The organism is Aquabacterium commune, from assembly GCF_004362855.1.
Taxonomy (GTDB): Bacteria; Pseudomonadota; Gammaproteobacteria; order Burkholderiales; family Burkholderiaceae_C; genus Aquabacterium; species Aquabacterium commune.
Genome location: NZ_SNXW01000009.1, coordinates 120,457 through 138,567, shown reverse-complemented (window position 1 = coordinate 138,567; position 18,111 = coordinate 120,457). Strand labels below are relative to the sequence as shown.

Here is an 18,111-nt window from a genome sequence, read left to right as displayed (position 1 = left end):
GCGCATGCCCCGTACCGCCGACAAAACCGACATCCCGCGTCGCCTCGCCGAGGCCGGCTACCTGCTGTTCACCCGCTTCGGCTACAACGCCACCGGCATCCAGCAGATCACGGACCAGGCCGGCGTGCCCAAAGGCTCGTTCTACAACCATTTCGACAGCAAAGACGCCTTCGCCGCCCAGATCATCCGAAACTACGCCGCCTGGGTGGACCAGGCCTGGGCACAGTGCCAGGCCGACGCGCCGCCCGACGCCCTGGGCGCCATCCGCCACACCTTCGCGCGCTTCATCGCGCACCATGGCCACACCCAATGCCAGGGCTGCCTGGTGGGCAACTTCGCCGCCGAGGTGGCCGAATCCAGCGCCAACTGCCGCGCCGTGCTGCAAGCCTGCATGGACGCCTGGCGCGTTCGCCTGGCCGAACTCATCGCCCGCGCCCAGGAAGAAGGCAGCGTGCGCCATGACGTCGATGCCGCCCTGCTGTCGACCCTGTTCTGGGACGCCTGGGAAGGCGCCTTGCTGCGCATGAAGATCGCGCAATCCACCGCCCCGCTCCAGCAGACCACCGCCCTGCTCATCGACCACCTGCTCGCCCAGCCACCCCGCGCTGGGCCACCCGGCTGAGACACGCAGTTGAAATACGCGCCTGACACAGATCAAACCCTCGCGTCCAACCTTGACGCACCCTTCCCCACCCGCTTCGGAGACCGCCATGACCGCATCCCTCTACCAGCCCGTTCGCCTCGGCGACATCACCCTGTCCAACCGCATGGCCATGGCCCCGCTGACGCGCAACCGCGCCGAAGAAGGCAATGTGCCGGGCCCCATGACGGTTGAGTACTACGCCCAGCGCGCCAGTGTCGGCCTGATCATCGCCGAAGCCACCCAGGTGTCGGCCCAGGCCCAGGGCTACGTCGCCACACCCGGCGTGCACACGCCCGAGCAAATCGCCGGCTGGCGCAAGGTGACCGACGCCGTCCACGCCCAAGGCGGCAAGATCTTCGTTCAGCTGTGGCACACCGGCCGCATGTCGCACACCGCCTTCCAGCCCGGTGAAAAGGCGCCTGTCGCCCCCTCGGCCATCCGCGCCAAGGCCAAGACCTTCATCCCCGGCGCTGGCTATGTGGACACCTCCGAGCCGCGCGCCCTGGAAACGGCCGAGATCGCCGGCATCGTTGACGACTTCCGCACCGCCGCCCGCCACGCCATCGACGCCGGCTTTGACGGCATCGAAATCCATGGCGCCCACGGCTACCTGCTCGACGCCTTCCTGCGCGACGGCTCGAACCAACGCACCGACGCCTACGGCGGCAGCATCGAGAACCGCGCGCGCTTCCTGGTCGAGGTGATGGCGGCCGTGATCGGCGAAATCGGCGCCAGCAAGGTCGGCATCCGCATCTCGCCCGTTTCGCCCGTCAACGACTCCAGCGAAAGCCACCCGCAGCCGCTGTTCGAGCACGTCGTGCGCGAGCTGGAAAAGCTGCACCCGGTGTACATCCACGTCGTTGAAGGCGCCACCGGCGGCCCGCGCGACAACGCACCCTTCGACTACGCCGCGCTGCGCAAGCTCTACAGCGGCGTCTGGATCGTCAACAACGGCTACACCAAGGAGATGGCCGAGCAGGCTGTCGCCAGCGGCCACGCCGATTTGGTGTCCTTCGGCCGCGCCATGATCACCAACCCCGACTTGGTGCGCCGCTTCCAGGAAAACGCGCCGCTCAACGAGCTGTTCGCCGACGCCCCGCTGTACGGCGGCCAAGGCCCCCACGGCTACACCGACTACCCGACCCTGGGCTGATTGAGGGGCTGATGGCCTGATGCGCTGGGGCATGCCGCACTGAAAGTGGCATGCCCACGGCGCCAGCCCGACGGTGCGTCCCGCGCTCAGGCAACAAAAAAGCCACCCGAGGGTGGCTTCTTGCTGTGCCCTGCAGGCCAAAGCGTGCAGGCAACATGTTGGTTGCGGGGACAGGATTTGAACCTGTGACCTTTGGGTTATGAGCCCAACGAGCTACCAGACTGCTCCACCCCGCGACAGGATATGGTGACCACGGCCGCGCTGCCTGGGCATCGCTTGACGTGCTGGTGGACCTGGCGCCGAACACCGCAGTGAACCCACTGCGTGGCGGCACATGATCCGAATGATTTGGTTGCGGGGGCCGGATTTGAACCAACGACCTTTGGGTTATGAGCCCAACGAGCTACCAGACTGCTCCACCCCGCGACAGAGACATAGATTATGGCACATCTTTGACACTTTGACCAGATGCCCCTGCAATAAAGCAAAAAGAGCTGGTCCCAAGAAAAAACCCGCGACGCGCAAGGCGTGGCGGGTTCCTGTGCGGACCAGGCCGAAGCCTGATCACAGTGCTGCCGTGTTCATCGGCCGATCTTCTGGCAGCTTACTCAGCGGCGTTGTCTTCGGCAGCGGCTTCGTCGTGGCTGCGCTCCACCAGCTCCATGAAGGCCATCGGGGCGTTATCGCCCACGCGGAAGCCCATCTTCAGGATGCGGGTGTAGCCGCCGGGACGCTTGGCGAACAGCGGGCCCAGCACGTCGAACAGCTTGACCACGTTGTCGCGGTTGCGCAGGCGATCAAACGCCAGACGGCGGTTGGCGACGGTCGGGACCTTGGCCAGGGTGATCAGCGGCTCGACGATGCGACGCAGTTCCTTGGCCTTGGGCACGGTGGTCTTGATGGCTTCGTGCTCGATCAGCGAGTTGGCCATGTTGCGGAACATGGCGGCGCGGTGAGACGAGGTGCGGTTCAGTTTACGGAGTCCGTTTCCGTGACGCATGGTGCTTTCCTTTCGTTATCAAAACCGACGGCCGTTTCAAGGTACCGCCGGGTGCACCGGATGCCCCGTTGACCGGGTGCATCCACTTTCAAAAAATCAACGCTTGTCCAGACCTTGCGGCGGCCAGGCTTCCAGGCGCGAACCCAGGGCCAGGCCACGCGACGCCAGCACTTCCTTGATCTCGTTGAGCGACTTGCGACCCAGGTTCGGGGTCTTGAGCAGCTCGGTCTCGGTGCGCTGGATGAGGTCGCCGATGTAGTAGATGTTCTCGGCCTTGAGGCAGTTGGCCGAGCGAACGGTGAGTTCGAGCTCGTCCACCGGGCGCAGCAGGATCGGATCGAAGTGCTGCGCAGACTTGGCCGGCGCATCGAACGCGGCGATCTCGGAGCCTTCCAGCTGCGCGAACACAGCCAGCTGCTCCACCAGGATCTTGGCCGACGCACGGATCGCTTCCTCGGGCGAGATGGCGCCGTTGGTCTCGATCTCCATGACCAGCTTGTCCAGGTCGGTGCGCTGCTCCACACGGGCGCTTTCGACCGTGTAGCTCACGCGGCGAACCGGCGAGAACGAAGCGTCCAGCACGATGCGGCCGATGGCCTTGCTCGACTCTTCGCCATAACGGCGGATGTTGCCCGGCACGTAGCCGCGGCCCTTTTCCACCTTGATCTGCATGTCCAGCTTGCCGCCGGCAGACAGGTGTGCGATCACGTGGTTCGGGTTGACGATCTCGATGTCGTGGGGCGTCTGGATGTCGGCCGCGGTCACGGGGCCTTCGCCATCCTTGCGCAGCACCAGGGTGACTTCGTCACGGTTGTGCAGACGGAACACCACGCCCTTGAGGTTCAGCATGATGTGAACGACATCTTCTTGCACGCCATCGATGGCCGAGTACTCGTGCAGCACGCCGGCGATGGTGACTTCCGTGGGTGCGAAACCGACCATCGACGACAGCAGCACGCGACGCAGCGCGTTGCCGAGGGTGTGGCCATAGCCACGCTCAAACGGCTCGAGCGTGACCTTGGCGCGGTGACCGCCGAGCGGCTCCACCTGGATGGCTTTGGGTTTCAGCAAATTCGTTTGCATGAGGTCTTCCTGTCATTACCCTCGGCTCGTTACACCGATAAGGCTGCTGGACCAACCGAGGCGGATGCCTCGGCGCGAAAAACACATGCCGCTCGGTCCGAAAACCAAACGGCACAAGGCCACGCCGCACGCTCCAGAGGACCGTGCCGCGCAGCCGTGAGAGACATCAACGCGAATACAGTTCGACGATCAGCGATTCGTTGATGTCGGAGCCGAATTCGTCGCGGTCAGGGCTCTTCTTGAAGACACCTTCCAGCTTGGTGCCGTCCACAGCGACCCAGCCCGGCAGGCCGATGGACTCGGCCAGCTTGTAGGCTTCCAGGACGCGGACTTGCTTCTTGGCCTTCTCACGCACAGCCACCACGTCACCGGTCTTCACCAGGAAGGACGGGATGTTCACGACCTGGCCGTTCACGACCACGCCCTTGTGGCCGACCAGCTGACGCGCTTCGGCGCGGGTCGAGGCGAAGCCCATGCGATAGACGACGTTGTCCAGGCGCGACTCGAGCAGGACCAGCAGGTTCGAGCCGGTGTTGCCCTTGCGGCGCTCGGCTTCGGCGAAGTAGCGGCGGAATTGCTTTTCCAGCACGCCGTACATGCGCTTGACCTTCTGCTTTTCACGCAGTTGCAGGCCGAAGTCAGAGGTGCGCGAACCAGACGTGCGGCCGTGCTGACCGGGCTTGGTGTCGAACTTGGCCTTGTCGCTGATGGGGCGGCGGGCGCTCTTGAGGAAAAGGTCGGTGCCTTCACGGCGGGCCAGTTTGGCCTTGGGTCCGAGGTAACGTGCCACGTTTCGTGTCCTTGTTAGATCTGACGTCGCCCCGTCGGAAAGGCGGGCGCGGCGCGAGTCTGGCTGACGCGGTCATCCAGACGGTGGGCTTCGAGAAACAAGCAAACCGCCATGTGGCAAAGCACGCAGCGGTTGGCCCTTCGGAGAACTTGCCAGTATAGCAAGAAAAGCTGCTTTTCCAGAAACCCCGTCGGGTCACTCGGAAAAACAGCTTGTTCGATGCCGACCGCGCGAGCGCCGCCGACATCAGGCGCGGGCAGGCTTTGTGGCCCGCCCCGTCACCCCATCAGATGCGGCGACGCTTCTGAGGACGGCAACCGTTGTGCGGCACCGGGGTCACGTCCGAGATCGAATTGATCCGGATGCCCAGCGAGGCCAGGGCGCGAACCGAGGACTCGCGACCAGGACCGGGGCCCTTGATCTCGACGTCCAGGTTCTTGATGCCTTGCTCTTGAGCCGCGCGGCCAGCCACCTCGGCAGCCACCTGGGCAGCGAAGGGGGTGGACTTGCGCGAGCCCTTGAAACCCTGACCACCCGACGAAGCCCAGGACAGGGCATTGCCCTGACGGTCCGTGATGGTGATGATGGTGTTGTTGAACGAAGCGTGCACGTGGGCGATGCCGTCCGCAATGTTCTTGCGGACTTTCTTGCTCACACGACGGGCAGCGCTGTTCGCAGGTGCTTTTGCCATGATGTATCTCTTTCGAACTCAGTCAACCAGCGCAGATCACTTCTTGCCAGCAATCGCCTTGCGCGGACCCTTGCGGGTGCGTGCATTCGTGCGGGTGCGCTGACCGCGCATCGGCAGGCCACGGCGATGACGGAAGCCGCGGTAGCAGCCCAGATCCATCAGGCGCTTGATGTTCATCGAGAGCTCGCGGCGCAGGTCACCTTCAATGGTGAGCTTGCCCACTTCTTCTCGAATCTTCTCGAGGTCGCCGTCGGTCAATTCCTTGATCTTCTTGTTGAAGGGAATGCCCGCAGCCGTGCAGATTTTCTGCGCGGTGGTGCGACCGATGCCGTAGATCGAAGTCAGACCGATTTCGGTGTGCTTGTGCGGCGGAATGTTGATGCCAGCAATACGTGCCATAAAGTCCTCTGAACGCGTGTGTCGTCGCTACGTCAGGCCAATCAGCCTTGACGCTGCTTGTGACGCGGGTCGGTGCAGATCACGCGAACCACACCCTTGCGACGGATGATTTTGCAATTGCGGCACATCTTTTTGACGGATGCCGAAACTTTCATGGTCTTCTCCTGAACCGCAGAACTGCTCTGCGGAAATTCGCCCACGTTTCCGGGGTCATTTCACTCTCAAGCTCACCTCGCCCGGAACACGATGCGAGCACGAATCAACTCATGGGACATCCAAACTGCCTGGACACCATCGGGGTGTCCCCAGCCGCCGGGGCCCAGCGCCGAACTGAAATCAGCTCGACTTGAAATTTGCCTTCTTCAGCAGCGAGTCGTACTGCTGAGACATCACGTAGGACTGTACCTGTGCCCAGAAGTCCATCGTGACAACCACGATGATCAACAAGGACGTGCCACCGAAGTAGAACGGGACGTTGTACTTCAGCACGAGGAACTCGGGCAGCAGGCACACCGCGGTGATGTAGGCGGCACCAGCCAGGGTCAGACGGGCGAGGATCTTGTCGATGTAACGCGCGGTCTGGTCACCAGGTCGGATGCCAGGAATGAATGCACCACTCTTCTTCAGGTTGTCTGCGGTCTCGCGGCTGTTGAACACCAGGGCCGTGTAGAAGAAGCAGAAGAAGACGATGGCAACGGAATACAGAATCACATAAATCGGTTGACCGGGGGACAACATGCTGGCCATGTCCTTCAGCCAGCGCATGCTGTCGCCTGTCGCAAACCAGCCCACAGCGGTGGTTGGCAGCAAGATGATCGACGACGCGAAGATCGGCGGGATCACACCGGCCATGTTGATCTTCAGCGGCAAGTGCGAAGACTGACCACCATAGACACGGTTGCCCACCTGGCGCTTGGCGTAGTTGACCAAGATCTTGCGTTGACCACGCTCGACCAGCACCACAAAGAACGTGACCAGACCGACCAGGGCAACGATGAAGATCGCGGCAGGGATGCTCATGGCACCGGTGCGGATCAATTCAAACAAGCCACCCATGGCACCGGGCAGGCCGGCAGCGATGCCGCCGAAAATCAGGATCGAGATGCCGTTGCCCAGGCCACGCTCGGTGATCTGCTCACCCAACCACATCAGGAACATCGTGCCGGCCGTCAGGCTGATGACCGTGGTCATGCGGAAGCCGAAGCCAGGGTTGATGACCAGGCCGGCGGTGCCTTCCAGGGCCACGGCAATGCCGAAGGACTGGAACAGCGCCAGGCCGACGGTGGCGTAGCGTGTGTACTGGGTTGTCTTGCGACGGCCAGCCTCGCCCTCTTTCTTGAGCTGCTCAAGTTGAGGGACCACATAGCCCATCATCTGCATGATGATGGACGAAGAGATGTAGGGCATGATGCCCAGCGCAAACACGGTGAAGCGCGACAGCGCACCGCCCGAGAACATGTTGAACAGGCTCAGGATGCCGCCCTGCTGACCCTTGAACAGCTGCTGCAGCTGGGATGGATCGATACCGGGCACGGGGATGTGCGCCCCGATGCGGTAAACGACCAGCGCCAGCAGCAGGAAAGTCAGGCGACGCTGGAGGTCACCGAACTTGCCGCTTTGAGCCAGTTGAGAGGGGGATGTGGCCACGCTGAGTCCTGTTCAGGCTTTGACGTTCGTGTTGCTCGGTTGGCGGGCTTATTCAGCCAGCGAACCACCGGCTGCTTCGATCACGGCCTTGGCACCAGCAGTGGCACCGATGCCCTTGAGCACGACCTTGGCAGTCAGTTCACCCGACTTGATGACCTTGACGACCTTGGCGATCTGAGGGATCAGACCGGCAGCCTTCAGGGACAGCACGTCAACTTCAGCAGCACCGAATGCTTGCAGTTCGCCCAGAGTGATCTCGGCGTTGTACTTCAGCAGGTGCGACTTGAAGCCGCGCTTAGGCAGACGGCGTTGCAGAGGCATTTGACCGCCTTCGAAGCCGACCTTGTGGTAGCCGCCCGAACGCGATTTCTGACCCTTGTGACCGCGACCTGCGGTCTTGCCCAGGCCGGAGCCGATGCCGCGACCGACACGGCGCTTGGCATGCTTGGCACCCGAGGCGGGCTTGATGCTATTGAGTTCCATGGTATTCCCCAGAGATCGTGGTGCTTCAGAGCACCACAACCAGGTAGCGAACCTTGTTGATCATGCCGCGCACAGCAGGCGTGTCTTCCAACACGGACGTGCTGTTCAGACGGCGCAGGCCCAGACCGCGGACGGTGTCACGGTGATCGGCACGGGTGCCGATCACGCTGCGCACCAGCTTGACGGTGACGGTTTTCTTTTCGCTCATGTCAGCTTCTCCTGCGATCAGTTGAAGATGTCTTCAACAGTCAGACCGCGCTTGGCAGCGACTTCGGCCGGGGTCGTCGCCTTGCTCAGGGCGTCGAACGTGGCGCGAACCATGTTGTAAGGGTTGGACGAACCGAGGCTCTTGGCCACGATGTCGGTGATGCCCATCACTTCGAAGACAGCGCGCATCGGGCCACCAGCGATGATGCCGGTACCGGCGGGAGCCGGCGCCAACAGCACCTTGGCCGCGCCGTGGTGGCCGGTCAGGTTGTGAAAGACAGAACCGTTCTTGAGGGGCACCTTCAGCATGCCGCGGCGCGCCTGGTCCATCGCTTTTTGGACGGACAACGGCACTTCACGCGCCTTGCCCTTGCCCATGCCGATGCGGCCATCGCCGTCGCCGACCACGGTCAGTGCTGCGAAGCCCATGATCCGACCGCCCTTGACCACTTTGGTCACGCGGTTCACCTGGATCATCTTCTCGCGCAGACCGTCGTCACGACCTTCGTCTGCCACCTTGGGTTGAAACTTTGCCATTTGAATTCCTTCCGGTTGCGTATCGCAGCTTGGATGGCTTAGAACACGAGGCCGGCTTCACGCGCGGCTTCGGCCAAGGCCTTGATACGACCGTGATATTGGTAGCCAGCGCGGTCGAAAGCGACCTTCTCGACACCAGCAGCCTTCGCCTTTTCGGCAATGCGCTTGCCCACCAGGGTGGCGGCCACGGCGTTGCCGCCGTTCTTGATCTGCTCGCGCACTTCCTTTTCTTGCGTGGAAGCGCTGGCGATGACCTTGGTGCCGTCGCCAGAAATGACGCTGGCGTAGATGTGCAGGTTGCTGCGGGTGACCGTCAGACGAACGGCGCCTTGCAGGGCGATCCGTGCGCGCGTCTGGCGTGCTCGACGCAGGCGCTGTTCCTTCTTGCTCGTTGCCATGATGAATCAGCTCCTTACTTCTTCTTGGTCTCTTTGATGACCACGCGCTCGTCCGCATAGCGGATGCCCTTGCCCTTGTAGGGCTCGGGCGGACGGAAAGCGCGCACCTCGGCAGCGATCTGGCCCACGACCTGGCGGTCAGAGCCCTTGATCAGGATCTCGGTCGGAGTCGGGGTCTCGACCTTGATGCCGGCAGGCATGTCCTTCACCACCGGGTGAGAGAAACCAATTTGCAGGTTCAGCTTTTGACCAGCGGCCTGGGCCTTGAAGCCCACGCCAACCAGGGTCAGCTTCTTCTCGAAACCCTTGCTGACACCGTTGACGGTGTTGTTCAGCAGGGCACGGAAAGTGCCAGACATGGCATTGGCAGCGGTGCTGTCATTGGCCGGGGCCACCTTCAGCGAGGCGCCGTCTTGCGAGACGGTGACCAGGCTGTTGGCCGGCAGGCTCAGCGAACCGAGCGCGCCCTTGATGGTCACGGCCTCGGGGGTGATCTTCACGTCCACACCTTGAGGGACGGCGATCGGCATTTTTCCAACGCGGGACATTTGCGATGCTCCTCTATCAGGCGACGTAGGCGATGACTTCGCCACCGATGCCGGCGGCGCGCGCCTTGCGGTCGGTCATCACACCCTGGGGGGTCGTCACGATCGCAACACCCAGGCCGTTCATGACCTGAGGGATGGCGTGGCGGCCCTTGTAGATGCGCAGGCCAGGACGGGACACACGCTCGATGCGCTCGATGACCGGACGGCCAGCGTAGTACTTCAGCGTGATTTCCAGCGTGGGCTTGGCGGCTTCACCGGTGACGGCAAAACCGTCGATGTAACCTTCGTCCTTCAGGACTTGGGCGATCGCGACTTTCAGCTTGGACGACGGCAGTGCAACGTTGGTCTTGTTGACCATTTGGGCGTTGCGAATGCGTGTCAGCATGTCGGCGATGGGATCACTCATGCTCATGGGATAACTCCTGTTCGTGCCCTGCCGGGATTACCAGCTTGCCTTGGTGACACCGGGGATGTCGCCAGCGAAAGCCAATTCACGGATCTTGGTGCGGCCGAGGCCGAACTGACGGAAAGTGCCACGCGGGCGACCAGTCAGGTTGCAGCGTGCGCGCAGACGCGTGGGGTTCGCGTTGCGGGGCAGCTTTTGCAGCTCCAGGCGAGCGAGGTAACGCTCTTCATCCGACTTCTTGCTGTCGTCGATGATGGCCTTGAGTTCCGCGTACTTCTTGGCGTACTTGGCAACCAGCTTTTCGCGCTTTTCTTCGCGTTGCTTCAGAGAGACTTTTGCCATGGGGGGCCTCAGTTCTTGAACGGGAACTTGAAAGCCGTCAGCAGAGCCTTGGCTTCGTCGTCGGTCTTGGCGGTCGTCGTGATGCTGATGTTCAGACCACGGACAGCGTCAATCTTCTCGTATTCGATTTCCGGGAAGATGATCTGTTCCTTGACGCCCACGTTGTAGTTGCCGCGACCGTCGAACGAACGACCCGAGATGCCGCGGAAGTCACGGACGCGGGGCAGCGAGACGGTGACGAAGCGGTCCAGGAATTCGAACATGGTGACGCCACGCAGCGTGACCATGCAGCCGATGGGCATGTTTTCGCGGATCTTGAAGCCGGCGATGGGCTTCTTCGACATGGTGACCACGGGCTTTTGGCCAGCGATCTTGGTCAGGTCGCCAACGGCGTGGTCCATGACTTTCTTGTCCGACACGGCTTCCGAGACACCCATGTTCAGGGTGATCTTGGTCAGGCGCGGCACTTCCATGATCGACTTGTAGCCGAACTGCTTCATCAGTTCGGGAACGATCTTTTCGCGGTAGATCTGCTGCAGGCGAGCTTGTTGTTGAGCCATGTTGGACCTCAAGCCTTGATTTCTTCGCCGCTGGACTTGAAGACGCGCACTTTTTTGCCGTCTGCCAGGAGCTTGATACCCACGCGGTCAGCCTTGCCAGAAGCAGGGTTGAAAATGGCCACGTTGGACTGATGGATGGGCATGGTCTTGTCGACGATGCCACCGGTGGTGCCCTTGAGCGGGTTCGGCTTGACGTGCTTTTTCGACACGTTCACGCCGTCAACCAGCAGGTGGTCCACGTCGATGCGAGCCGACACGGTGCCGCGCTTGCCTTTGTCGCGGCCGGTCAGAACGATGACCTGGTCGCCAGTTTTGAGCTTGTTCATTGAGCTGTCCTTTGCTGAACTGCGTTGGCCGACGGTCAGAGGACCTCGGGGGCCAGCGACACGATCTTCATGAAGCGCTCGGTACGCAGTTCACGCGTCACGGGGCCGAAGATGCGGGTGCCGATGGGCTCCAGCTTGGCGTTCAGCAGCACGGCGGCATTGCCGTCGAACTTGATCAGCGAGCCGTCTTGACGACGCACGCCCTTGGCGGTGCGAACGACCACAGCGCTGTAAACCTCGCCCTTTTTGACGCGGCCACGCGGTGCGGCTTCTTTGATGCTCACCTTGATGATGTCGCCGATACCAGCGTAACGACGCTTAGAGCCACCGAGCACCTTGATGCACATGACGCTCTTGGCACCCGTGTTGTCTGCGACATCGAGTCGCGATTGCATTTGGATCATGGTGTACCCCAACTTGATCGTTCGGCTGCGCAAACCACTGCACAACAACGAACCATCAGTCTTGGGCCCGAAGAATCGGGCGGATCTGAAAAAGTGCTTGTTTCGAAGAAACCCGCCAAGGAGTGGCAGACCGAAAACAAACTCTTCAACAGCGAAGCCTTGCATTATGCACGCGTTTGGAGTGGCTGGTCAAGCCCCCGTGCACACAAGACGAGAAATAGGTGACCGAGTCCTGACATGCCCAGGCGCCAAGGCCTGGGGTGGGCAGGCTCAGGCGGTGCCGCCGACGGTCAGGCCGTCGATGCGCAGGGTGGGCTGGCCCACGCCCACGGGCACGCTCTGGCCTTCCTTGCCGCAGGTGCCGACGCCGCTGTCCAGCGCCAGGTCGTTGCCGATCATGCTGACGCGGTTCATGGCGTCGGGGCCATTGCCGATCAGCGTGGCGCCCTTGACGGGGTAGAGGATCTTGCCCTTTTCCACCCAGTAGGCCTCGGAGGCCGAGAAGACGAACTTGCCGGAGGTGATGTCCACCTGGCCGCCACCGAAGTTCACGGCATAGACGCCGCGGTCGATGGAGGCGACGATTTCCTGCGGGTCCTTGTCGCCGGCCAGCATGTAGGTGTTGGTCATGCGCGGCATGGGCAGGTGGGCGTAGCTTTCGCGGCGGCCGTTGCCGGTGGGCGCCGTCTTCATCAGGCGGGCGTTGGTGGCGTCCTGGATGTAGCCGCGCAGGATGCCGTCTTCGATCAGGACGTTGCGCTGGCTGACGTGGCCTTCGTCGTCGATGTTGAGCGAGCCGCGGCGGTCCGGCAGGGTGCCGTCGTCAAGCACGGTGACGCCCTTGGAGGCGACGCGCTGGCCGATGCGGCCCGCGTAAACGCTGGAGCCCTTGCGGTTGAAGTCGCCTTCCAGGCCGTGGCCCACCGCTTCGTGCAGCAGGATGCCAGGCCAGCCACTGCCGAGCACGACGGTCATTTCGCCGGCCGGTGCCGGGCGGGCTTCGAGGTTGACCAGGGCGGCGTGCGCGGCCTGGTCCACGTAGGTCTGGACGATCTCGGGCGTGAAATAGGCCAGGTCGTGGCGGCCACCGCCCCCGCCGGAGCCCACTTCTCGGCGGCCGTTTTGCTCGGCGATCACGGTGACGGACAGGCGGATGAGGGGGCGCACGTCGGCGGCCAGCACGCCATTGGCGCGGGCCACCATGACGACGTCGTACTCGCAGCCCAGGCCGGCCATGACCTGCACGATGCGCGGGTCTTTGGCGCGGGCGCGGCGCTCGACGTCCTCCAGCAGAGCCACCTTGGCGGCGCTGTCCATGGAGGCGATGGGGTCGAAGGAGGCGTAGAGGCTGCGGCTGGGCACGACGCGGTGGCTGCCGACTTTGACGCGGCGGCTCTGGCCGGCGGCAGCGATGGTGCGCACGGTGCGGGCGGCGTCCAGCAGGGCGGCCTCGGAGATGTCGTCGGAGTAGGCGAAGGCGGTTTTCTCGCCGGCGATGGCGCGCACGCCCACGCCCTGGTCGATGCCGAAGCTGCCGGACTTGACGATGCCCTCCTCCAGGCTCCAGCCTTCGCTGCGGGTGTACTGGAAGTAGAGGTCGGCGTCGTCGACGCGGTGCTGGGTGATGACGCGCAGGGCGTTCAGCAGGCTGGACTCGTCCAGCCCGTACGGGGCCAGCAGGAGGTCACGGGCGGTTTGCAGGCGTGCGAGGGTGGCTTCAACGGCGATCATGCGGTGGATTGTGGCACGGGCGCCCCGCCTGCGCCGGGCAGGGGCTCGGGGGTGCCTCAGAGAGGCCTCAGAGGTGCTTCAAAGATGCAACAAGGCGCGCACCCGCAGGTGCTCGTCGGGCTTGAAATTGGCGTTGATGTAGGCGTCCATGTCCTGCTTGCGCTGCAGGTCGGACAGCTGGCCCGAGGCCTTCAGGCGCTCCCACTCGCTGCGGGCCGAGGCCAGGCGGCGCTCCCAGTCGGCCCATTCTTCGTCGGCCTTGGAGAGGCGGTCGGCGGCGGCCTGGCCGTAGCGGGCGACACGCTCGGCGTGGACGGCAGCGGGGTCTTTGCCAGGTGCCATCTGGGGCACGGGCTCGCCGGGGTCCGGCGGCGGCGGCTGGCCGGACTCGACCTGGGCCATGAACTGCTGGAATTTGGCTTCGTCGTCGGCGTAGAAGGCTTTGGCCCAGTCTTCGCCAAGGATCTGGCGGCGCACCAGGCGCTGCTCCTCGAAGGCGGGGCGCCAGGTGGACTGGTCGGCCTGCACGAAGACGCTGCGCCAGGCGTAGGTGCGCACCTGCCAGTGCTTGTCCCAGATGGCCATGATGGCGTTGGCGAGTGCGTCGCCATGGGCGCGGCGGGCTTCGTCGTCAACGAGGTTGCGGATGTCGGCGATGGTGACTTCGCCCAGACCCAGGATGTAGTACTCGAATCGCTTGCGCAGCTCGGGGCAGGCCGCCAGCTTGTCGCCGGTGACGCACCAGTTGCCAGAGGGTTCTGTGCCCTGGAAGGAGCCTTCCTTGAAGAGCTTGACGCGCACCTGTTCGGCGCTGAGGCTGGCCGTGACCGGCGCGGTGGCGTCTGCGGGGGCAGGCGCTTCGTCGGGGCGGATCATGCCCCAGCCACCACCTGCGGCCGCACCGGCGATGCTGGCCAGACCTCCCGGCCGCTGCGAGGCCATCCAGCCGGCAGCCACAGCACCCACGGCAAGCGCCACGGCGGCGCCCTTCATCCATCCACGCATCTGCATCGCGCACACCTTTTGACTCGCTGGCCGCGCGTGTCCGTGGCCACGGACACGCGCCAAAACATCGACCCGGCCAGGCCAGCGCCAGCCGGGTCGAACTGCTTCAAAGCACAGGCTCAGATCACAGGAAAGCCCACTTCAGGCGGTTGGCGTGCTGCACGTAGAAGGCCACCGGGTCCGGCGAGCTGCTGCCGATGGTGCCCAGCACCTGGTTGATTTCGTCCAGGTGGTTCCAGGTGTAGTTGTCCTTGATGACCTTGCCCCAGTGGCTGGCGCAGCGGCCGACCAAGCCGTCGTTCGGCTCGCTGCCGAAGTACTTGGCGGTTTCGGCCAGGATGGCGTCAGACACGTCCCAACCATTGGTCTTCACCGAAGTGCCCGAGAACGAGTAGAAGCGGATGCTGTTGCCGGCGATGGTGGCCTTGTCGGGGCCAACGCCGCAGGTGGTGGTCGGGGCGCCCGCGGGGAACTTGGCGTTGAACTTGGCCGCACCTTCGCTGCTGAGGGCGCCTAGGGCGGTCAGCAGGTCGGTGTTGCTGGTGGTCTTGTTGCCGGTCAGCCAGGAAATCAGCTTGAGGCCCGCCGTGGCAGCCTGGTCGAAGCCGCCACCCGGGGTGGTGTTCGCGCCGATGACGTCGGCCACCTTGGAGCCAAAGTGCGTGCCAGCCACGGTGCTGACCGAGGCCACCATCGTGGGCACGGTGCCGGCGGCGTAGCGCACGGTCGGGCCGCCATGGCTGTGGCCGATCAGGTTGAACTTGGTCACACCATCCTTGGCGGCCCACTGCTTCATCTGCTGGATGAGCTCTTCACCGCGGAATTCGGTGGTCTGCGACGGGTTCACCGAAGCGACATAGACGGTGGCGCCTTCGTTGCGCAGGGTGCCGGGCACGTCGTAGAAATAGTTGACGGCGCCCAGGATGTTGTCAAAGCCGATGAAGCCGTGGACCAGCACGATGGGGTACTTGGTCTTGGCCTGGACGCCCGCATGGGCGGCAGGCGCGGCCAGTGCGACGCCAGCCACGACGGCGGCGGCACAGACGGACGAGAGCGAAAGCTTGAATTTCATGGTGTTGTCTCCGGTGTTGAGGGTGCGTGCCGTCAGCCTCACAGGCCAGCCAGCTTCAGGCGGTTGACCTGCTGCTTGTAGAACGCGACGGGGTCAGGCGCGCCCTTGCCGATGGTGCCCAGCACCTGGTTGATTTCGTCGAGGTGGTTCCAGGCGTAGTCGTCCTTGATGACCTTGCCCCAGTGGCTGGAGCAGCGGCCCACCAGGCCGTCGTTGGGCTCGTCCTTGAAGTAGGGCGCGGTGCCTGCCAGGATCAGGTCGGAGATGTCCCAGCCGTTGGTCTTGACGGCCGTGCCGGAGAAGGAATAGAAGCGGATGCTGTTGCCGGCCACGCTGGCGACTTCCGGGCCCGTGCCGCAAGCGGTGGTGGGCGCGCCGGCGGGGAACTTGGCGTTGAAGGTGGCGGCGCCAGCGGTGGACAGCGAGCTCAGGGCGGCGGCCAGGTTGGTGCTGTCGGTGGTCTTGTTGCCGGTCAGCCAGGAAATCAGCTTCAGGCCGGCGGTGGCCAGGCCATTGAGCGTCTTGTCGCCCGAGACTTGCGGGCCCAGCTCGTCGGCAACCACGGTGCCGAAGTGCGTGCCGGCCACGGTGCTGACCGAGGCCACCAGCGTGGGCACGGTGCCAGCGGCGTAGCGCACGGTCGGGCCGCCATGGCTGTGGCCGATCAGGTTGAACTTGGCGACGCCGTCCTTGGCGGCCCACTGCTTCATCTGCTGGATGAGCTCTTCACCGCGGAATTCGGTGGTCTGCGAGGGGTTGACCGAGGCGATATAGACCGTGGCGCCTTCGTTGCGCAGGTTGCCGGGGATGTCGTAGAAGTAGTTGACGACGCCCAGGATGCTGTCAAAGCCGATGAAGCCGTGCACCAGCACGACGGGGTACTTGGTCTTGGCGGTGGTGCCAGCGGCGTGGGCGGCTGGGGCGGCCAGTGCGAGGCCAGCCACAGCGGCGGCGGCGCAGACCGCCTTGAGGGCGCCCTTGCGGGTCGAAGAGAAGGTCATGCTCGTGCTCCTGTTGTGTGTGCCTGCGGAAGGGGTATCGGATGTGCGTTGAACGCAGACAGACGCAGTATCTGGAGAACACTTTTCGTTAAATTCAGGGCATACCCTCGCGGCGGGGAAACCTCTCTCCCTCGATGTGTGTAAAGCGCGTTTGGCGGCAAATTGCGCGCAAATCCCCGCAGATGAGGGGGGTGAGGACGTGCCCAGGCATGCCATCGACGTCCGAAAGCGCCCGAAAGCGCGACCACCCACGCCACCAGGGTGTGAAATTCCGCACACAGGGGGGAATGACCACCCGGGCGGGCTACGCCGGGTGGGGGGCATCGGGGGATGTGGGCTTCAGCCTTCGCTGGCGACGTCTTAGGCGGTATCGTCCGCGCGATCGTCGGCGAGGTCATCGGCCTGGCGCAGGCGCAAGGCGTCGTCGTACAGCGCCTTGCGCGGCAAACCGAGCACATCGGCCACCAGGGCGGCGGCCTGTTTCACCGGCACATGGCGCACCAGTTCGCCCAGCAAGGCCGAGACCTCGGGCGAGATGCCGGCGGCTTGCGGCGCAGGGGGCTGGGCATGCACCACCAGCACGAACTCGCCGCGCAGGCGGTTGGCGTCGGCCTCCAACCAGGCCGGCAACCCGGCCACGGCCACGGTGGCGATGGCTTCGAACTGCTTGCTGAGCTCGCGGCACAGCGTGACCTGGCCGTCGGGCAGCACCTCGGCCAGTTCGGCGGCCAGAGCCTCGATGCGGTGGGGCGCCTCGAACAGCACGACGCTGTGGTCCTGCCCCAGCAGCGCGCGCAGGCGGCTCAGGCGCGCCATGCCCTTGGACGGCAGGAAGCCTTCAAAGCGGAAACCGTGGGCCAGCACGTCGCCCGCTGCGCTCAGGGCGGTGGTGACGCTGCTGGGCCCGGGCAAGGGCACCACGGGCAGGCCGGCCGCCTGGGCGGCACGCACGAGGTGGGCGCCGGGGTCGGAAATGGCGGGCGTGCCCGCGTCGCTGACATAGGCCACGCGCTGGCCCTGCTGCAGACGCGCGATGACCTGCTCGGCCGCCTGGGCCTCGTTGTGCTGGTGCAAGGCCAGCAGGGATTTGTCCAGCCCGAGGTGGCGCAGCAGGCCGCCGCTGACGCGGGTGTCCTCGCAGGCCACGGCGTCCACCAGCGACAGCACCTGCACCGCGCGCAGGCTCAGGTCGGCCAGGTTGCCGATCGGCGTGGGCACGAGGTAGAGCGCGCCTTTGGGATACTGCTGGCTGCCGGCCACCTGTTGAGCGGCCTGGAGCAGCAAATTGACATCAAGGGTCACAACGAAATCCCGGGGCGATGAGGGTGAGGAACGCGCCTTGCAACACCTGCTGGCGCAAGGCTTGGCGCTGGTCGAGCGCAATTATCGGGTGGCGCGGGGCCCGAGCGCGCGCGGCGCCGAGGTGGACCTCATCATGCGCGACCGCGACGGCACGCTGGTGTTCGTGGAAGTGCGCCAGCGCGCCGACACCGACCACGGCGGCGCCGCGGCCTCCGTCACGCGGGGCAAGCAGCGCCGATGCATCCTCGGCGCGAAGTTTTACCTCCAGACACTGTCGGTGTGGCCGCCCTGCCGTTTCGACGTGGTCGCCATCGACGGCGAGGCCCTGACCTGGTTGCCCGCGGCCTTCGATGCCAGCTGAGCTGACATATCATCGGCCGCAT

At 64.2% G+C, this 18,111-nt stretch carries 25 protein-coding genes and 2 tRNA genes; 3 read left to right on the top strand and 24 right to left on the bottom strand.

The features are described from left to right. Window positions 1-4 precede the first annotated feature (4 nt). Window positions 5-622, top strand: a complete 618-nt coding sequence (locus EV672_RS15090; protein WP_133610664.1) for a TetR/AcrR family transcriptional regulator — start codon at window positions 5-7, stop codon at window positions 620-622. An 88-nt stretch (window positions 623-710) separates the two neighbouring features. Continuing rightward, the gene (locus tag EV672_RS15085; RefSeq protein WP_133610662.1) at window positions 711-1,796 is read left to right on the top strand and encodes an alkene reductase; all 1,086 of its coding nucleotides are present in this window, start codon (window positions 711-713) and stop codon (window positions 1,794-1,796) included. A 159-nt stretch (window positions 1,797-1,955) separates the two neighbouring features. Here the strand turns inward: EV672_RS15085 and EV672_RS15080 are convergent. The 24 genes from EV672_RS15080 to rsmI all read right to left on the bottom strand — a co-directional run bounded on the left by EV672_RS15080 (window position 1,956) and on the right by rsmI (window position 17,728). After that, window positions 1,956-2,032, bottom strand: a tRNA-Met gene (locus tag EV672_RS15080). Between the two features lie 113 nt (window positions 2,033-2,145). Next, window positions 2,146-2,222: transfer RNA gene (locus EV672_RS15075), tRNA-Met, on the bottom strand. A gap of 178 nt (window positions 2,223-2,400) precedes the next feature. Then, window positions 2,401-2,796: a 50S ribosomal protein L17 gene (rplQ, locus tag EV672_RS15070; RefSeq protein ID WP_133610660.1), complete on the bottom strand. Its 396-nt coding sequence runs from the start codon at window positions 2,794-2,796 to the stop codon at window positions 2,401-2,403. A gap of 96 nt (window positions 2,797-2,892) precedes the next feature. Continuing rightward, a complete protein-coding gene (locus tag EV672_RS15065; RefSeq protein WP_133610658.1) occupies window positions 2,893-3,879 on the bottom strand; it encodes a DNA-directed RNA polymerase subunit alpha in 987 nt (328 codons plus the stop codon). A gap of 166 nt (window positions 3,880-4,045) precedes the next feature. Beyond that, entirely contained in the window at window positions 4,046-4,669 is a 624-nt protein-coding gene (rpsD, locus tag EV672_RS15060) for a 30S ribosomal protein S4 (protein WP_133610656.1), read from the bottom strand. Window positions 4,670-4,955: 286 nt separating this feature from the next. Beyond that, window positions 4,956-5,360 (bottom strand): 30S ribosomal protein S11, encoded by a 405-nt coding sequence (gene rpsK / locus EV672_RS15055; RefSeq protein ID WP_035036296.1) that lies wholly within the window; start codon window positions 5,358-5,360, stop codon window positions 4,956-4,958. A gap of 36 nt (window positions 5,361-5,396) precedes the next feature. Then, on the bottom strand, window positions 5,397-5,759 hold the full coding sequence (gene rpsM / locus EV672_RS15050; protein WP_133610654.1) for a 30S ribosomal protein S13: 363 nt from the start codon (window positions 5,757-5,759) through the stop codon (window positions 5,397-5,399). Between the two features lie 41 nt (window positions 5,760-5,800). Then, window positions 5,801-5,914: a 50S ribosomal protein L36 gene (rpmJ, locus tag EV672_RS15045; protein ID WP_035036301.1), complete on the bottom strand. Its 114-nt coding sequence runs from the start codon at window positions 5,912-5,914 to the stop codon at window positions 5,801-5,803. 181 nt (window positions 5,915-6,095) lie between these two features. Beyond that, entirely contained in the window at window positions 6,096-7,406 is a 1,311-nt protein-coding gene (gene secY / locus EV672_RS15040) for a preprotein translocase subunit SecY (protein ID WP_133610652.1), read from the bottom strand. A 48-nt stretch (window positions 7,407-7,454) separates the two neighbouring features. Beyond that, the gene (gene rplO / locus EV672_RS15035) at window positions 7,455-7,889 is read right to left on the bottom strand and encodes a 50S ribosomal protein L15 (RefSeq protein WP_133610650.1); all 435 of its coding nucleotides are present in this window, start codon (window positions 7,887-7,889) and stop codon (window positions 7,455-7,457) included. Between the two features lie 25 nt (window positions 7,890-7,914). Further along, window positions 7,915-8,097, bottom strand: coding sequence for a 50S ribosomal protein L30 (gene rpmD, locus EV672_RS15030; RefSeq protein WP_133610648.1), 183 nt, complete (start codon window positions 8,095-8,097; stop codon window positions 7,915-7,917). A 17-nt stretch (window positions 8,098-8,114) separates the two neighbouring features. Then, entirely contained in the window at window positions 8,115-8,633 is a 519-nt protein-coding gene (rpsE, locus tag EV672_RS15025; protein ID WP_133610646.1) for a 30S ribosomal protein S5, read from the bottom strand. A gap of 38 nt (window positions 8,634-8,671) precedes the next feature. Next, window positions 8,672-9,031: a 50S ribosomal protein L18 gene (rplR, locus tag EV672_RS15020; RefSeq protein WP_133610644.1), complete on the bottom strand. Its 360-nt coding sequence runs from the start codon at window positions 9,029-9,031 to the stop codon at window positions 8,672-8,674. A 14-nt stretch (window positions 9,032-9,045) separates the two neighbouring features. Then, window positions 9,046-9,579 carry a 50S ribosomal protein L6 gene (gene rplF / locus EV672_RS15015; RefSeq protein ID WP_133610642.1) on the bottom strand — a complete coding sequence of 178 codons (534 nt, stop codon included), beginning with the start codon at window positions 9,577-9,579 and terminating at the stop codon, window positions 9,046-9,048. Window positions 9,580-9,595: 16 nt separating this feature from the next. Then, window positions 9,596-9,991 carry a 30S ribosomal protein S8 gene (gene rpsH / locus EV672_RS15010; RefSeq protein ID WP_133610640.1) on the bottom strand — a complete coding sequence of 132 codons (396 nt, stop codon included), beginning with the start codon at window positions 9,989-9,991 and terminating at the stop codon, window positions 9,596-9,598. 30 nt (window positions 9,992-10,021) lie between these two features. Next, on the bottom strand, window positions 10,022-10,327 hold the full coding sequence (gene rpsN / locus EV672_RS15005) for a 30S ribosomal protein S14 (protein ID WP_133610638.1): 306 nt from the start codon (window positions 10,325-10,327) through the stop codon (window positions 10,022-10,024). A gap of 8 nt (window positions 10,328-10,335) precedes the next feature. Further along, complete coding sequence (rplE, locus tag EV672_RS15000; RefSeq protein ID WP_133610636.1) at window positions 10,336-10,887, bottom strand: 50S ribosomal protein L5; 552 nt, start codon at window positions 10,885-10,887, stop codon at window positions 10,336-10,338. A gap of 8 nt (window positions 10,888-10,895) precedes the next feature. Beyond that, the gene (rplX, locus tag EV672_RS14995; RefSeq protein ID WP_133610634.1) at window positions 10,896-11,213 is read right to left on the bottom strand and encodes a 50S ribosomal protein L24; all 318 of its coding nucleotides are present in this window, start codon (window positions 11,211-11,213) and stop codon (window positions 10,896-10,898) included. A gap of 35 nt (window positions 11,214-11,248) precedes the next feature. After that, complete coding sequence (rplN, locus tag EV672_RS14990) at window positions 11,249-11,617, bottom strand: 50S ribosomal protein L14 (RefSeq protein ID WP_125241506.1); 369 nt, start codon at window positions 11,615-11,617, stop codon at window positions 11,249-11,251. Window positions 11,618-11,887: 270 nt separating this feature from the next. Then, the gene (tldD, locus tag EV672_RS14985; protein ID WP_133610632.1) at window positions 11,888-13,348 is read right to left on the bottom strand and encodes a metalloprotease TldD; all 1,461 of its coding nucleotides are present in this window, start codon (window positions 13,346-13,348) and stop codon (window positions 11,888-11,890) included. Window positions 13,349-13,426: 78 nt separating this feature from the next. After that, a complete protein-coding gene (locus EV672_RS14980; RefSeq protein WP_133610630.1) occupies window positions 13,427-14,359 on the bottom strand; it encodes a lipase secretion chaperone in 933 nt (310 codons plus the stop codon). Window positions 14,360-14,477: 118 nt separating this feature from the next. Beyond that, window positions 14,478-15,425, bottom strand: a complete 948-nt coding sequence (locus tag EV672_RS14975; protein ID WP_133610628.1) for an esterase/lipase family protein — start codon at window positions 15,423-15,425, stop codon at window positions 14,478-14,480. A 38-nt stretch (window positions 15,426-15,463) separates the two neighbouring features. After that, a complete protein-coding gene (locus tag EV672_RS14970) occupies window positions 15,464-16,426 on the bottom strand; it encodes a lipase family alpha/beta hydrolase (protein WP_133610626.1) in 963 nt (320 codons plus the stop codon). A 360-nt stretch (window positions 16,427-16,786) separates the two neighbouring features. Further along, on the bottom strand, window positions 16,787-17,728 hold the full coding sequence (gene rsmI, locus EV672_RS14965; RefSeq protein WP_243738716.1) for a 16S rRNA (cytidine(1402)-2'-O)-methyltransferase: 942 nt from the start codon (window positions 17,726-17,728) through the stop codon (window positions 16,787-16,789). Between rsmI and EV672_RS14960 the strand changes: the two genes are divergently transcribed. Then, the gene (locus tag EV672_RS14960; RefSeq protein ID WP_133610624.1) at window positions 17,712-18,089 is read left to right on the top strand and encodes a YraN family protein; all 378 of its coding nucleotides are present in this window, start codon (window positions 17,712-17,714) and stop codon (window positions 18,087-18,089) included. The two genes, rsmI and EV672_RS14960, sit on opposite strands and share 17 nt — an antisense overlap. Window positions 18,090-18,111 lie beyond the last annotated feature (22 nt).

Bases quoted from the DNA above. Each gene is read 5' to 3' on its own strand.
- EV672_RS15090 (WP_133610664.1), top strand. From the start codon at position 5: ATGCCCCGTACCGCCGACAAAACCGACATCCCGCGTCGCCTCGCCGAG.
- EV672_RS15085 (WP_133610662.1), top strand. From the start codon at position 711: ATGACCGCATCCCTCTACCAGCCCGTTCGCCTCGGCGACATCACCCTG.
- rplQ (WP_133610660.1), bottom strand. From the start codon at position 2,796: ATGCGTCACGGAAACGGACTCCGTAAACTGAACCGCACCTCGTCTCAC.
- EV672_RS15065 (WP_133610658.1), bottom strand. From the start codon at position 3,879: ATGCAAACGAATTTGCTGAAACCCAAAGCCATCCAGGTGGAGCCGCTC.
- rpsK (WP_035036296.1), bottom strand. From the start codon at position 5,360: ATGGCAAAAGCACCTGCGAACAGCGCTGCCCGTCGTGTGAGCAAGAAA.
- rpsM (WP_133610654.1), bottom strand. From the start codon at position 5,759: ATGGCACGTATTGCTGGCATCAACATTCCGCCGCACAAGCACACCGAA.
- rpmJ (WP_035036301.1), bottom strand. From the start codon at position 5,914: ATGAAAGTTTCGGCATCCGTCAAAAAGATGTGCCGCAATTGCAAAATC.
- rplO (WP_133610650.1), bottom strand. From the start codon at position 7,889: ATGGAACTCAATAGCATCAAGCCCGCCTCGGGTGCCAAGCATGCCAAG.
- rpmD (WP_133610648.1), bottom strand. From the start codon at position 8,097: ATGAGCGAAAAGAAAACCGTCACCGTCAAGCTGGTGCGCAGCGTGATC.
- rpsE (WP_133610646.1), bottom strand. From the start codon at position 8,633: ATGGCAAAGTTTCAACCCAAGGTGGCAGACGAAGGTCGTGACGACGGT.
- rplR (WP_133610644.1), bottom strand. From the start codon at position 9,031: ATGGCAACGAGCAAGAAGGAACAGCGCCTGCGTCGAGCACGCCAGACG.
- rplF (WP_133610642.1), bottom strand. From the start codon at position 9,579: ATGTCCCGCGTTGGAAAAATGCCGATCGCCGTCCCTCAAGGTGTGGAC.
- rpsH (WP_133610640.1), bottom strand. From the start codon at position 9,991: ATGAGCATGAGTGATCCCATCGCCGACATGCTGACACGCATTCGCAAC.
- rpsN (WP_133610638.1), bottom strand. From the start codon at position 10,327: ATGGCAAAAGTCTCTCTGAAGCAACGCGAAGAAAAGCGCGAAAAGCTG.
- rplE (WP_133610636.1), bottom strand. From the start codon at position 10,887: ATGGCTCAACAACAAGCTCGCCTGCAGCAGATCTACCGCGAAAAGATC.
- rplX (WP_133610634.1), bottom strand. From the start codon at position 11,213: ATGAACAAGCTCAAAACTGGCGACCAGGTCATCGTTCTGACCGGCCGC.
- rplN (WP_125241506.1), bottom strand. From the start codon at position 11,617: ATGATCCAAATGCAATCGCGACTCGATGTCGCAGACAACACGGGTGCC.
- tldD (WP_133610632.1), bottom strand. From the start codon at position 13,348: ATGATCGCCGTTGAAGCCACCCTCGCACGCCTGCAAACCGCCCGTGAC.
- EV672_RS14980 (WP_133610630.1), bottom strand. From the start codon at position 14,359: ATGCAGATGCGTGGATGGATGAAGGGCGCCGCCGTGGCGCTTGCCGTG.
- EV672_RS14975 (WP_133610628.1), bottom strand. From the start codon at position 15,425: ATGAAATTCAAGCTTTCGCTCTCGTCCGTCTGTGCCGCCGCCGTCGTG.
- EV672_RS14970 (WP_133610626.1), bottom strand. From the start codon at position 16,426: ATGACCTTCTCTTCGACCCGCAAGGGCGCCCTCAAGGCGGTCTGCGCC.